The 16,329-nt window shown below is 68.4% G+C and carries 1 protein-coding gene; it reads left to right on the forward strand.

Annotated features, from left to right (window positions below; genetic code table 11):
* The coding region (locus AC5Y21_RS24865) for an amino acid adenylation domain-containing protein (RefSeq protein WP_499916611.1) at nt 1-16,311 on the forward strand (16,311 nt) is incomplete at its 5' end.
* Nucleotides 16,312-16,329 lie beyond the last annotated feature (18 nt).

Raw genomic sequence — 16,329 nt, forward strand, 5'->3', positions numbered from 1 at the left:
GACAGCACTGCCAGCCCCATCGGCGTGCCGCTGGCCCACCTTGGCTTGTTTGTCCTGGACGGGTGGCTGCGCCCGGTGCCGACCGGCGTGGTCGGTGAGTTGTATGTGGCCGGTAGCGGCTTGGCCTATGGGTATGTGGGTCGGGCGGGGTTGACCGGGTCGCGGTTTGTGGCGTGTCCGTTCGCCGGTGCCGGGGGTCAGCGGATGTATCGCACCGGGGATTTGGTGCGTTGGGGTGCTGATGGGCAGCTGGTGTATCTGGGTCGGGCTGATGATCAGGTCAAGATCCGCGGCTATCGCATCGAGTTGGGTGAGGTGCAGGCCGCGTTGGCCGCGCTGGATGGGATCGATCAGGCCGCGGTGATCGCCCGGGAGGATCGTCCCGGGGATAAGCGGCTGGTGGGTTATGTCACCGGAACGGCCGATCCGGCCAAAATCCGCGCCGCGCTCAGCGAACGCCTGCCGGTCTACATGGTGCCCGCCGCCGTCGTCGTCCTCGACGCACTGCCACTGACCGTCAACGGCAAACTCGACAGTCGCGCCCTACCCGCACCCGAATACACCGACGCCGAGCACTACCACGCGCCGGCCAACGCCGTCGAAGAGGTCCTGGCCGGTATCTACGCCCAAGTCCTCGGCCTGAAGCGGGTCGGGGTTGACGAGTCGTTTTTCGATCTGGGCGGAGACTCGCTGTCGGCGATGCGGGTGATCGCCGCGATCAACAAATCTGTCGACGGCGGCGTTTCGGTGCGCAGCTTGTTCGAGGCGCCCACGGTAGCCCAGTTGGCGCTGCGTCTGGACGGCGATGTGGCTGGGCCGCGGCCGCTGGTTGCAGTGGAGCGGCCCGCGGTGGTGCCGTTGTCGTTCGCCCAGTCCCGGTTGTGGTTTATCCATCAGTTGCAGGGGCCCTCGCCGGTCTACAACATGGCGGTCGGGTTGCGGCTGACTGGTCGCTTGGATGCCGACGCGCTGGGGGCGGCGCTGGCCGATGTGGTGGGCCGTCACGAGAGTCTGCGCACGCTGTTCCCGGCGGTCGACGGGATTCCTCAGCAACTGGTGCTGCCGGTCGAGCGGGCCGACTTCGGTTGGCAGGTCGTCGATGCCACCGGCTGGCCGGCCGCCCGGCTGGAAGAGGCCATCGGCGCGGTGGTGCGTCACCCGTTTGCGCTGGCGACCGAAATTCCGTTGCGGGCACGGCTCTTCCGTATCGGCGACGACGAGCACGTGCTGGTGGCCGTGGCCCACCACATCGCCGCGGACGGTTTATCCATCGCCCCGCTGGTGGCCGATCTGGGTGTCGCCTATGCCAGCCGGTGCGCGGGGCAGGCCCCGGGCTGGCCGCCGCTACCGGTGCAGTACGTCGATTTCACGCTGTGGCAGCGCGAACAGTTTGGTGAACTGCAGGACCCGCACAGTCGTATCGGCGTGCAGCTGACTTACTGGGAAGACACCCTGGCCGGGATGCCCGAGCGGCTGGAGCTGCCCACCGATCGGCCCTATCCGCCGGTAGCCGACTACCGCGGCGCCAGTGTGGCAGTGGATTGGCCGGCCGAGCTGCAACAGCAGGTTGCGCGCGTGGCCCGCGAGCATGATGCGACCAGCTTCATGGTGATCCAGACCGCCCTCGCGGTGCTGCTGTCCACGGTCACCGGCAGCGCCGACGTGGCGGTCGGATTCCCGATCGCGGGACGGCGCGATCCCGCACTGGATCAGTCGGTGGGGTCATTCATCAACACCCTGGTGTTGCGAGTGGACCTGGCCGGTGATCCCACGGTGGCAGAGCTACTCGCCCAGGTGCGTCAACGCAGCCTGACCGCCTACGAGCACCAGGACGTGCCGTTCGAAGTGCTCGTCGAGCGGGTCAACCCCGCCCGCAGCCGGACCCATCACCCGCTGGTCCAGGTGATGTTGGCCTGGCAGAACTTCGCCGGTGACCCGGCCACCGGGTTGGCTTTGGACGACCTGCAGGTCACCCCGGTACCGATAGACACCCGTACCGCCCGCATGGACCTGACATTCTCGTTGGCCGAACGCTGGGGCGACACCGGCGCGCCCGTCGGGATCGGCGGAGAGGTGGAGTTCCGCACCGACGTGTTCGACGCGGTCAGCATCCAAACACTGATCGAGCGGTTGCGGCGGGTGTTGGCGGCCATGACCACCGACCCCGGTCGTCAGTTGTCGTCGGTGGATGTGCTGGATTCCGGTGAGCGCGCGCGCCTGGACGAGATCGGTCACCGGGCGGTGTTGGCCCGGCCGGTGCCGCCGGCGAGGTCGATTCCGGCGGTGTTCGCCGAGCAGGCGGCGCGTACGCCGGACGCGGCGGCGCTGACGTGCGACGGCCGCTCCATGACATATCGGGAGCTCGACGAGGCCGCGAACCGGTTGGCGCACCTGCTGGCCGAACAGGGCGCGGCGCCGGGTGAGTGTGTGGCGCTGCTGTTTTCGCGCTCAGCCGAGGCGATCGTGGCGATCCTCGCAGTCCTCAAAACCGGGGCGGCATATCTGCCGACCGACCCGGTGGTGCCCGACGCGCGGATCGACTTCCTGCTCGGTGACGCCGCGCCGATCGCGGCGGTCACCACCACCGCGCTGGCCGAGCGGCTGGCCGCACACGACGTCGTCGTCATCGATGTGAACGACGCCCGTATCGCCGCCCAACCCAGCACCGCGTTGTCGACACCGGCACCAGAAGACATCGCCTACCTGATTTACACCTCGGGGACGACGGGCGTGCCCAAGGGCGTGGCCGTGACCCACCACAACGTGACCCGGCTGTTCGACTCGCTCGACGTCGGCCTGCAGCTCGCGCCCGGCCAGGTGTGGACGCAGTGCCATTCCCTGGTCTTCGACTATTCGGTGTGGGAGATCTGGGGCGCGCTGCTGCACGGCGGGCGGCTGGTGGTGGTCCCCGAGACAGTGACGCGCTCACCGGAAGACCTGCACGCGTTGCTGATTGCCGAACAGGTCAGCGTGTTGAGCCAGACCCCGTCGGCGGTGGGAATGCTGTCGCGGCATGGTTTGGAGTCGGTGGCGTTGATGGTGGCCGGTGAGGCCTGCCCGGCCGAGGTAGTGGATCGGTGGGCGCCGGGACGGGTGATGATCAACGGCTACGGCCCGACCGAGACCACCGTGTACGCGTCGATCAGCGCGCCGCTGCAGGCGGGGTCGACGGGGAAAAGGACCGTGCCGATTGGTCTTCCGGTGCCCGGGGCGGCTCTGCTTGTCCTGGACAAGTGGTTGCGGCCGGTGCCCGTCGGTGTGGTCGGTGAGTTGTACGTGGCCGGTACCGGCCTGGCGTGTGGGTATGTGCGCCGCGCGGGGTTGACCGGGTCGCGGTTTGTGGCGTGCCCATTCGCGGGCCCCGGGGTGCGCGGTCAGCGGATGTATCGCACCGGGGATTTGGTGCGGTGGGGCGCGGACGGGCAGCTGCAGTATCAGGGCCGGGCCGATGATCAGGTCAAGATTCGCGGCTATCGCATCGAACTGGGTGAAGTTCAGGCCGCGCTGGCCGGGCTGGACGGCATCGATCAGGCCGCGGTGATCGCCCGCGAGGAGCGCCCTGGCGACAAGCGGCTGGTGGGGTATGTGACCGGCTCCGCCGACCCCGCCCGGGTGCGCGCCGCCCTGGCTGAGCGGTTGCCGGTGTATATGGTCCCGGCCGCCGTGGTGGTGCTCGACGCGCTGCCCCTGACGGTCAACGGCAAACTCGACATCCGCGCCTTGCCGGGCCCGGAGCACCAGGATGCCGGCGGTGGCTATTGCGCCCCCGCCAACACCGTCGAAGAGATCCTGGCCGGTATCTACGCCCAAGTCCTCGGTGTCGACCGGGTCGGGGTCGATGAGTCCTTCTTCGACTTGGGTGGGGATTCGTTGTCGGCGATGCGTTTGGTCGCTGCCGTCAACAATGCGCTGGATGCCCACGTTTCGGTGCGCACGTTGTTCGAGGCGCCCACGGTTGCCCAGTTGGCGCCGCATCTGGACGGCGACGGAGCTGGGCCGCAGCCACTGGTTGCCATGGAGCGGCCCGCGGTGGTGCCGTTGTCGTACGCCCAGTCCCGGTTGTGGTTTATCGACCAGTTGCAGGGGCCCTCGCCGGTCTACAACATGGCGGTGGCGTTGCGGCTGGGCGGACGCCTGGATGCCGACGCACTGGGGGCGGCGCTGGCCGATGTGGTGGGCCGCCACGAGAGCCTGCGCACACTGTTTCCCGCGCTGGACGGGGTTCCCCAACAGCTGGTGGTGCCGGTTGAGCGCGCCGACTTCGGTTGGCAGGTCGTCGACGCCACCGGCTGGCCGGCCGACCGGCTGCACGGAGCCATCGAGGATACGACCCGGCACGCGTTTGACCTGGCAGCCGAAATCCCGTTGCGGGCACGGCTTTTCCGCATCGACGAGGACGAGCATGTGCTGGTGGCGGTGGTGCACCACATCGCCGCCGACGGCTTGTCGATCGCGCCGCTGGTGGCTGGTTTGGGGGTGGCCTACGCCAGTCGGTGTGCGGGGATGGCCCCGGGCTGGTCGCCGTTGGCGGTGCAGTACGTCGACTACACGCTCTGGCAGCGCGAACAGCTCGGTGACCTGACCGACAGCGACAGCCGTATCGGCGCACAGTTGGCCTATTGGGTGAATGCGCTGGCCGGGATGCCCGAGCGGCTGGAGCTGCCCACCGATCGGCCCTATCCGCCGGTGGCCGACTATCGCGGCGACAGTGTGGCGGTGATTTGGCCGGCCGAGCTGCAGCAGCGGGTCGCACGGCTGGCCCGCGAGCATGATGCGACCAGCTTCATGGTGATCCAGGCCGCGTTGACGGTCCTGCTGTCCACGCTCAGCGGCAGCGCCGATGTGGCGGTGGGATTCCCGATCGCCGGGCGGCGCGATCCGGCACTGGATGAGTTGGTGGGCTTCTTCGTCAACACATTGGTGCTGCGGGTGGATCTGGTCGGTGATCCCACCGTGGCCGAGGTGTTGGCTCAGGTGCGTCAGCGCAGCCTGGCTGCCTACGAGAACCAAGACGTGCCGTTCGAGGTGCTCGTGGAGCGGCTCAACCCCACCCGATCGCTGAACCATCACCCGCTGGTGCAGGTGATGTTGGCCTGGCAGAACTTCGCCGGCGACCCGGCCACCGGTTTGGCGTTGGGCGATCTGCAGGTCATCCCGGTGCCGCTGGATACCCGTACTGCCCGTGTGGACCTGACATTTTCCCTTGCCGAGCGCTGGACCGAGGCCGGTGGGCCTGCCGGGATCGGCGGGGGCGTGGAGTTCCGCACCGATGTGTTCGACGCGGACAGCATCCACGCGCTGATCGAGCGGTTGGGCCGAATGTTGGCGGCCATGACCGCCGACCCCGGTCGTCGGTTGTCGTCAATACAACTGCTGGACGACGGGGAGCGCGCCCGCCTGGACGAGATCGGTAACCGGGCGGTGTTGGCCCGGCCGCCGTCGCCCGCGAGGTCGATTCCGGCGGTGTTCGCCGAGCAGGTGGCCCGTACGCCGGAGGCGGCGGCGCTGACGTGCGAGGGCCGTTCGATGACGTATCGGGAGCTCGATGAGGCATCGAATCGGTTGGCGCACTTGCTCGTCGAGCAGGGAGCGGGTCCCGGACAGCGGGTGGCGCTGCTGTTTTCCCGGTCAGCCGAGGCCGTCGTGGCGATCCTGGCGGTGCTCAAGGCCGGGGCGGCCTATCTGGCGATCGATCCGTCGCATCCGGCGGCGCGGATGGAGTTCATGGTTGCCGACGCCGCACCGGTCGCCGCGATCACAACAGCGGAGCTGGCCGATCGGCTGGACGGCTGCGGGCTGGCGGTGATTGATGTCGACGACCCGAGAATCGACGTCCAACCCAGCACGGCGTTTCCGGCACCCGCACCCGACGACGTCGCCTACCTGATTTACACCTCGGGCACCACCGGTGTCCCCAAGGGGGTGGCCGTCGCCCACCAGAACGTGACCTGGCTGCTGGAGTCCCTGAACGCTGACCGGGAACTGACGGACCAAGTGTGGACCCAGTGTCATTCGCTGGCCTTCGACTACTCGGTGTGGGAGATGTTCGGTGCGCTGCTGCACGGTGGGCGACTGGTGGTGGTCCCCGAGTCAGTGACCCGCTCGCCGGAAGACCTGCACGCGTTGCTGGTGCGGGAACAGGTCAGTGTGTTGAGCCAGACCCCGTCGGCCTTTTATGCGTTGCAAAACGCCAATGCGCGAGCACCTGAACTGGGGGATGAACTCAGGCTGCAGACGGTGGTATTCGGCGGTGAAGCGCTGGAACCTCAGCGGTTGGAAACCTGGCTGGACCGCCACCGGGGATCACCGCGGCTGATCAACATGTATGGCATCACCGAGACGACGGTGCACGCATCCTTCCGGGAGATCGTCCCCGCCGACGTCGACCGCAGTGTCAGCCCGATCGGGGTGTCGTTGGCCCATCTCGGCTTTTTTGTGCTGGACAAGTGGTTGCGGCCGGTGCCCGTCGGGGTGGTGGGCGAGCTGTATGTGGCCGGTAGCGGCCTCGCGTATGGATATGTGGGTCGGGCGGGGCTCACCGGGTCGCGGTTTGTGGCGTGTCCGTTCGCGGGCGCGGGCGGCCCCGGGTCCCCTGGTCACCGCATGTATCGCACCGGGGATGTGGTGCGCTGGGGTGCCGATGGGCAGCTGGCCTATCTGGGCCGCGCCGATGATCAGGTCAAGATCCGCGGCTATCGCATCGAGTTGGGTGAGGTTCAGAGCGCGTTGGCCGGGCTGGACGGGATCGAGCAAGCGGTGGTGATCGCCCGCGAGGACCGCCCCGGCGACAAGCGGCTGGTCGGTTATGTCACCGGCACCGCAGACCCCGCCCGGGTGCGCGCCGCCCTGACGCAGCGACTGCCGGCGTATATGGTGCCGGCCGCGGTCGTCGCCGTCGAAGCGCTGCCACTGACGGTCAACGGCAAACTCGACGTCCGGGCGCTGCCAGCCCCGGAGTATCAGGACGGCGGTCGCTACCGGGCCCCGACCAATGCGGTCGAAGAGCTCTTGACGGGTATATATGCCCAGGTCCTGGGCCTGCAGCGGGTCGGGATCGATGACTCGTTTTTCGAGCTGGGTGGGGATTCGCTGTCGGCGATGCGCCTGATCGCCGCCGTCAACGCGGGCATGGATGCTGGTCTTGAGGTGCGCACCTTGTTCGAGTCGCCCACGGTGGCGGAGCTGGCGCTCCGGGTCGGCGCCGACGGGGACGCGCTGGAGCCTTTGGTTCCGGCTCAGCGGCCCGCGGTGGTGCCGTTGTCGTTCGCCCAGAACCGGTTGTGGTTCATCGACCAGTTGCAGGGACCCTCGTCGATGTACAACATGGCTGTCGCGTTCCGGCTGTGCGGGCAGCTGAACTCCGAGGCGCTCGGGGCGGCGCTGGCCGATGTGGTGGATCGACACGAGAGCCTGCGCACGCTGTTCCCGGCGGTCGACGGCGTTCCCCAGCAACAGGTGGTGCCGGTTGAGGGCGCCGATTTCGGTTGGGCGGTCGTCGATGCCACCGGGTGGTCCGTGAGCCGGCTGAGTGAGGCCGTCGGCACCGCGGCGCGTGACCCATTTGATCTGGCAGCCGAGATCCCGTTGCGGGCAAGGCTTTTCCGTGTTAGCGATGACGAGCATGTGCTGGTAGCCGTGGTGCACCATATCGCCGCCGACGGCTGGTCGGTGGCGCCACTGGTGGCCGACCTGGGTGTGGCGTACGCCAGCCGGTGTGCGGGGCAACCCCCGGGCTGGGCACCGTTGCCGGTGCAGTACGTCGACTACACGTTGTGGCAGCGCGCCCTGCTGGGTGACCTGACCGATAGTGACAGCCGTATCGGCGCGCAGCTGGCCTACTGGGTGGATGCGCTGGCCGGGACGCCCGAGCGTCTGCAGCTACCCACCGACCGGCCCTATCCGCCGGTAGCGGATCAGCGTGGTGCCACGGTGGCCGTGGACTGGCCGGCGCAGCTGCAGCAGCGGATTGCCCAGGTGGCGCGTGAGCACAATGCCACCAGTTTCATGGTGGTCCAGGCCGCGCTGTCCGTGCTGCTGTCGAAGATCAGCGCGAGTCCCGATGTGGCCGTGGGGTTCCCGATCGCCGGGCGGCGGGATTCTGCGCTGGACCGCCTGGTGGGTTGCTTTGTCAATACCTTGGTGCTGCGGGTCGACGTGGCCGGTGATCCCACCGGTGCCGAGCTGTTGGCCCAGGTGCGTCAGCGCAGCCTGACCGCCTACGAGCACCAGGACGTGCCGTTCGAGGTGCTGGTGGAGCGGCTCAACCCCGCCCGGTCCCGGAACCATCACCCCCTGGTGCAGGTGATGTTGGCCTGGCAGAACTTCGCCGGACACGACAGCGACCCCGCCAACCTGGCCTGGGGGGATCTGCAGGTCACCGCGCTGCCGGCCGACACCCAGACGGCCCGCATGGACCTGACGTTCTCGTTGGCCGAACGCTGGGATGAGACCGGCGAGCCCGCCGGGATCGGCGGAGTGGTGGAGTTCCGCACCGACGTGTTCGACGCGGACAGCATCCACATACTGATCGAGCGGTTGGAGCGGGTGCTCGTGGCGCTGACCGCCGACCCGACGCATCGGCTCTCCTCGATCGATTTGCTCGTCGAGGCCGAGCACGCCGCCCTCGACCGATGGGGCAACCGGGCCGCATTGACCGAGCCCCCAGCGGCGTCGGTGTCGATCCCGGCGCTGTTCGCCGCGCAGGTGGCGCGCACACCGGAAGCGGCGGCGTTGACGTGCGGTGGGCGTTCGTTGACGTATCGGGAGCTTGATCAGGCCGCGAACCGGTTGGCGCAGCTGTTGGCCGACCGTGGAGTGAGCGCCGGTGAGCGGGTGGCGCTGCTGTTGCCGCGGTCGGCTGAGGCGATCGTCGCGATCCTGGCGGTGCTCAAAACCGGCGCGGCCTATGTGCCGATGGACCCGGCGCATCCCGATGCGCGGATCGAGTTCTTGCTCGCCGACGCCGCCCCGATCGTCGCGATCACCACGGCGGATTTGCGCGCGCGCCTGGACGGGCACGACATGGTGGTCATCGATATCGACGACCCCGGTATCGCCACCCACCCCGGCACTGCGTTGCCGGTGCCCGCGGCCGACGACATCGCCTACCTGATTTACACCTCAGGCACCACCGGCGTGCCGAAAGGTGTCGCCATCACCCATCGCAACGTCATCGAGCTGCTGGCCTCACTGGAGGCCGGGATGCAGCTGGACGGGCAGGTGTGGTCGCAGTGGCATTCGCTGGCCTTCGACGTCTCGGTGTGCGAGATGTGGGGCGCCCTGCTGCACGGCGGGCGGTTGGTCGTAGTGCCCGAGTCCGTGGCGCGTGCACCAGAAGAGTTCCACGCGTTGCTGGTTGCCGAACGGGTCGGTGTGTTGAGTCAGACGCCGTCGGCGTTCTATGCGTTGCAGGCCGCGGATGGGCTGGCGCCCGAGCGGGGCCGACAGTTGGCGCTGCAGACGGTGTTGTTCGCCGGCGAGGCGTTGGAACCGCAGCGGCTCGGTAGCTGGCTGGATCGGCATCCGTCGTTGCCGCGGCTGCTGAACTTGTATGGCACCACCGAGACCACCGTGCATGCGTCGTTGCGCGAGATCGTGATCGATGACGTGGACCGCGCGGTGAGCCCGGTCGGGGTGCCGTTGGCACACCTGGCCTTTTTCGTGCTGGACGCCTGGCTGCATCCGGTGCCTGCCGGGGTGGTGGGGGAGCTGTATGTGGCGGGGACCGGGGTCGGCGTGGGCTATCTGGGCCGGGCGGGATTGAGTGCGTCGCGGTTCGTGGCATGCCCGTTCGCCGGTGCGGGACAACGGATGTACCGCACCGGGGACGTGGTGTGTTGGGGTGCCGATGCGCAGTTGCGGTATCTGGGGCGTGCTGATGAGCAGGTCAAGATCCGCGGGTATCGCATCGAGTTGGGTGAAGTGCGTGCGGCGCTGGCCAGAGTGGACGGGGTGGGCCAGGCGGCGGTACTCGCGCGCGAGGACCAGCTCGGTGATAAGCGTCTGGTCGGCTATATCACCGGCAGCGCAGACCCGGTCCAGGTTCGTGCCGCGTTGGGCGCGCGGTTGCCCGCCTACATGGTGCCGGCCGCGGTGGTGGTGCTGGACGCGCTGCCGTTGACGGCCAACGGCAAACTCGACACCCGCGCGCTGCCGGCACCGCACTACACCGATGGCGACCGATACCGGGCACCGTCCAACGCGGTCGAGGAAATCCTGGCCGGCATCTATGCCCAGGTGCTCGGACTCGAACGAGTCGGAGTCGACGAATCGTTCTTCGAACTAGGCGGGGATTCGCTATCGGCGATGCGGGTGATCGCGGCGGTGAACACCAGCCTGGATGCCGCCGTTGCGGTGCGCGCGGTGTTCGATGCGCCCACGGTGGCCGAGTTGGCGCTCCGGGTCGGAGCCGGCGGGGATGCGCTGGAGCGGTTGGTTCCGGTTGAGCGGCCCGCACTGGTTCCATTGTCCTTCGCCCAGAACCGGTTGTGGATCATCGACCAGTTGCAGGGACCGTCACCGGTTTACAACATGGCCGTGGCACTGCGGCTGCAGGGACGCCTCGATGTCGAGGCGCTGGGTACCGCACTGGCCGACGTGGTAGGCCGGCACGAGAGCCTGCGCACCCTGTTCCCGGCCACCGACGGTATACCTCACCAGCTGGTTATCCCGGTGGAGCACGCCGACTTTCGGTGGGACGTCGTCGATGTCGCCGGCTGGCCGGAAAAGCGGCTGGCGGAGGCCGTCGGCGCCGCGGTGCGTGATCCGTTTGACCTGGCAACCGAGATCCCGTTGCGGGCAAGGCTTTTCCGGATCAGCGACGACGAGCACGTGCTGGTGGCAGTGGTGCACCACATCGCCGCCGACGGGTTGTCGATCACCCCGCTGGTACGTGATCTGGGGGTGGCCTATGCCGGGCGCTGCGCGGGGCTGACCCCGGACTGGGCGCCGCTGGCGGTGCAGTACGTCGACTACACGCTGTGGCAGCGTGCGCAGCTGGGTGACCTCGCCGATAGCCACAGCCGCATCGTCGCGCAGCTGGACTACTGGCAGGACGCGCTGGCCGGGATGCCCGAGCGGTTGCAGCTGCCCACCGATCGGCCCTATCCGCCGGTGGCCGATTACCGGGGGGCACGGGTCGCGGTGGAATGGCCGGCGCAGCTGCAGCAGCAGGTTGCCCGGGTGGCCCGTGAGCACGATGCAACCAGCTTCATGGTGATCCAGGCCGGCCTGGCGGTGCTGCTGTCCAAGATCAGCGCCAGCAGCGACATCGCCGTAGGGTTCCCGATCGCCGGGCGGCGCGACCCCGCACTCGATGACCTGGTCGGCTTTTTCGTCAACACCTTGGTATTGCGTGTTGACGTCGCCGGGGATCCGACCGTGGCCGAGTTGCTGGCCCAGGTGCGTCAGCGCAGCCTCGCCGCTTACGAGCACCAGGATGTGCCGTTCGAGGTGCTGGTGGAGCGGCTCAACCCCACCCGGAGCCTGGCCCATCATCCGCTGGTTCAGGTGGTCTTGGCTTGGCAGAATTTCGCCGGCGACCCCGGCGCCGGAGTAGCCCTGGGAGACCTGCAGGTCAGCCCGCTGCCGACCGACACCCACACGGCCCGCATGGACCTGACGCTGTCGCTGGCCGAACAGTGGAGCGCGGCCGGTGAACCCACCGGGATCAGCGGTGAAGTCGAATTTCGCACCGACGTGTTCGACGCGGCCAGCGTCGACGCGCTGATCGAGCGGTTGGGGCGGGTATTGCTGGCGTTGACCGCCGACCCGGCCCGCCGGCTGTCGTCGGTGGACCTGCTCGATGATGCTGAACACGAGCGCCTGGCGGGCTGGGGCAACCGGGCCGCGTTGACCCAGCCCGCGAAAGCCGCGGTGTCGATTCCAGTGCCGTTCGCCGCGCAGGTAACCCGCCGCCCCGAGTCGGTGGCGTTGACCTGTGCAGACCGCTCGATGACGTATCGCGAGCTTGATGAGGCATCGAGCCGGTTGGCTCGCTTCTTGGTTGCCCAGGGCGCGGGTCCGGGTGAGCGGGTGGTGCTGCTGTTGCCGCGGTCCGCCGAGGCGATCGTGTCCATCCTGGCGATACTGAAAACCGGCGCGGCGTATCTACCGATCGACCCGGCCCAGCCGTCGGCGCGATTGGAGTTCATGGTTGGCGACGCCGCGCCGATCGCCGCGATCACCACCGCGGACCTGCGTCCGCGGCTGGACGGACACGACCTCGTAATCATTGATATCGACGACCCCGACATCGACACCTACCCGGGAACGGGCTTGCCTGCGCCGGCGCCCGACGATGTTGCCTACCTGATCTACACCTCGGGCACCACCGGCGTCCCCAAGGGAGTGGCCGTCACGCACGGCAACGTGACCCGGCTGCTGGCGTCACTGAACGCCGATCTGGAGTTGTCGGAGCAGGTGTGGGCGCAGTGCCACTCCCTGGCCTTCGACTTCTCGGTCTGGGAGATGTTCGGCGCACTGTTGCATGGGGGACGGCTGGTGGTGGTGCCCGATTCGGTGGTCCGCTCACCGGAAGACCTGCATGCGTTGCTGGTCGCGGAACAGGTCAACGTCTTAAGCCAGACTCCCTCGGCGTTTTATGCGCTGCAAACCGCCGATGCGCTCGCACCCGAGCTGGGAGATCGGCTCAAACTCGAGACCGTCGTATTCGGCGGGGAAGCGCTCGAGCCCCAGCGTCTCGCAACGTGGTGGCGCAACCACCCGGGATCACCGCGCTTGCTCAACATGTACGGCATCACCGAGACGACGGTGCATGCCTCGCTGCGGGAAGTCGTCGACGCCGACGTCGACAGCACTGCCAGCCCCATCGGCGTGCCGCTGGCCCACCTTGGCTTCTTTGTCCTGGACGGGTGGCTGCGCCCGGTGCCGACCGGCGTGGTCGGTGAGTTGTATGTGGCCGGTGCCGGGTTGGCGTGTGGGTATGTGGGCCGGAGCGCGCTGACCGGGACGCGGTTTGTGGCGTGTCCGTTCGGCAGCACTGGGACCCCGGGACAGCGCATGTATCGCACCGGAGACCTGGTGCGGTGGGGCGCCGACGGGCAGCTGCAATACCTCGGGCGCGCCGATGAGCAGGTCAAGATCCGCGGGTATCGCATCGAGCTCGGTGAAGTCCAGGCGGTCCTGGCCGGCATGGACGGGGTGGATCAGGCAGCGGTGATCGCGCGTGAGGACCGTCCGGGGGATAAGCGCTTGGTGGGCTATGTGACCGGGGCCGCCGACCCCGCCGTCGCACGCGCGCGGCTGGCCGAGCGGCTACCGGCCTACATGATCCCCGCGGCGATAGTGGCCTTGGAAGCGCTGCCGTTGACCGCCAACGGCAAACTCGACACCCGCGCCCTGCCGGCACCGGACTACACCGATGGCGACCGATACCGCGCCCCGGCCAGTCCCACCGAGGAGATCTTGGCCGGCATCTACGCCCAGGTGCTCGGGCTGGATCGAGTCGGCGTCGACGAGTCGTTCTTCGAGCTGGGCGGGGACAGCATCTTGTCTATGCAGGTGGTGGCCCGGGCCCGGGCGGCCGGTCTGCTGTGCCGCCCGCGCGACATTTTCGTCGAACAGACCGTGGCCCGGCTGGCCCGGGTGGCGGGGGTGGCCGAAGGCGCGGGCGGCCCAATCGATGAAGGTGTCGGGCCGGTGGTGGCGACCCCGATCATGCGCTGGCTGCAGGCCGTGGACGGCCCGATTGACCAGTTCAACCAGACCATGGTGGTGCAGGCTCCCGCGGAGGTCAGTGAAGCCGACGTGGTGGTGGTGTTGCAGGCGCTGCTGCAGCGACATGCCATGTTGCGGCTACGGGTCGACGACGACGGCTCCGGTGATTGGTCGCTGTGGGTGCCCGAGGCGGGGTCGGTGGATGCCGGCAACTACCTGCAAGCGGTCGATGTCTTGTCCGACGAGGCGCTGGTCAAGGCGCGGTCGCGGTTGAACCCGGCCACTGGGGCGATGCTGAGCGCGTTATGGGCGGGCTCGACCGGTCAGTTGGCGCTGATCATTCACCATCTGGCCGTCGACGGGGTGTCGTGGCGAATTCTGCTGGAGGACCTCAACATCGCCTGGGTTCAGCATCGTAGCGGGCAGCCGATCGCGTTGCCGGCGGCGGGGACGTCGTTTGCCCGGTGGGCGTCGCTGCTGGCCGAACACGCACATGCTGCGGCGGTGGTGGATCAGGTCGAGCAGTGGTGTCAGGTGGCGGCGACGCCGGCCGCGTTGCCGGCGGTGCAGCCTGAGGTCGATACGTTCGCCACGGCCGGACACCTGTCGGTGTCGCTGGATTCCGAGACGACGCGGATGCTGTTGGGTGAGGTGCCGGCGGCGTTCCATGCCGGGGTGCACGACATTTTGTTGATCGCGTTCGGGTTGGCGGCAGCGGAGTTTCTGAATGCCGGCCGCGCGCCGATCGGCATCGACGTCGAGGGCCATGGGCGGCATGAGGAGCTGGCCGCCGATGTGGACCTGACGCGCACTGTGGGCTGGTTCACCACCCTGTATCCGGTGTCGCTGGCTGTCGGCGGGTTGCCCTGGGCCCACGTCGCGTCCGGCGAGGCGGCGCTGGGGGCGCTGGTCAAGGACGCCAAAGAGCAGCTGCGCGCCTTGCCAGACCCGCTGAGCTACGGTCTGCTGCGGTATCTGAGCCCCGACGTTGAGCTGACCGGCTCCGAGCCGGTGATCGGGTTCAACTATCTGGGGCGGCTCGGCGCGGCGGCCGACCTGTCCGATGACCTGTGGCGGATTTGCCACGACGGCTTGGCCCTGACCGGCGCGGCCGCAGCCATACCGATGCCGCTGCCGCACAGCGTGGAGCTCAACGCTGCCACCGTGGACACCGACACCGGACCGCGCCTGCACGCGAACTGGACCTGGGCGCCGTCGGCGCTGGATCACAGCCAGGTCAGCCGTCTTGGCCGGTTGTGGTTCGAGGCCCTGACCGGGATCTGCGCGCATGTGCGCCATGGTGGGGGCGGGTTGACGCCTTCGGACATCGCGCCGGCGCCGCTGAGCCAGCAGCAGCTCGACGAACTCCAGCAGCACGACCGGGTGGCCGACGTGTTGCCGCTGACCCCCTTGCAGGAGGGTCTGCTGTTCCACGCCAGCACCGCTCACGACCCCGGCGATGACGTCTATGCGGTGCAGCTGAACATCGCGCTGAACGGTGCCCTCGACCGACAACGGCTGCGCGAGGCGGTGCAAACCGTGGTGGCCCGGCACCCCAACCTGGCGGCGCGCTTCTGTACTCAGTTCGACGAGCCGGTGCAGGTGATCCCGGCCGACCCGGTAGCGCCTTGGCAGTACGTCGACCTGGCCGCCGACGATGTCGACGAACAGGTCCAGCGGGTGTGCGCCGCGGAGCGCGCGGCGGTGTGCGATCTGGGCGACCCGCCGGCGTTTCGGGCGGCGTTGATCCGCACCGCAGCAGATCGGCACCGGTTTGTGCTGACCAATCACCATATCGTGATGGATGGGTGGTCGCTGCCGATCCTGCTGCAGGAAATCATTGCCAGCTACTACGGGCACCGACTGCCCCCGGCTGTGTCGTATCGCAGCTTTGTGACCTGGCTGGCCGAGCGGGATCGCGCCGCCGCCCACGGTGCCTGGCGCGAAGTGCTGGCCGGTTTCGACGCGCCCACCTTGGTCGGCCCACCGGGGCGGGCCGGGCTGGGGCGGCGCGACGTCGCATCGTTCCGGGTGCCTGAGGAAACCACCCGCGCCGTTACCGAGCTGGCGCGCGCGCAGCACACCACCGTCAACATCGTACTGCAGGCCACGTGGGCGCAGCTGCTGATGTGGCTGACCGGCCAGCACGATGTCGCCTTCGGCACCGCGGTCTCGGGGCGGCCCACCGAGCTGGCCGGCGCGGACTCGATGGTGGGCCTGTTGATCAACACCGTGCCGGTGCGAGCGCGCATTACCGCGGCCACCACTGTCGCGGGGCTGCTGGATGAGCTGCAGGACGCCCACAACCGCACCCTGGAGCATCAGCATCTGGCGCTGGCCGAAATCCACCGCCTCACCGGACACGACCAGTTGTTCGACACCTTGTTCGTCTACGAAAACTATCCCGTCGACGCCGCCGCGCTGACCGGCGACCAGGAGCTGGCCATCACCGAGATCACCGCACGTGAATACAACCACTATCCGCTGGCGGTTCAAGTGCAGCCCGGCGACCAACTGGGCCTTCGCGTCGAATACGACACCGACGTCTTCGACGCCGCCAGGATCGACGCCCTGTTCCGGCGGCTGCACAAGGTGCTGGTTGCCATGACCGCCGATCTGGGACAGCAGTCATGACCGACGACACCACCCGGC

It is taken from the genome of Mycobacterium sp. NGS41 (assembly GCF_059812725.1).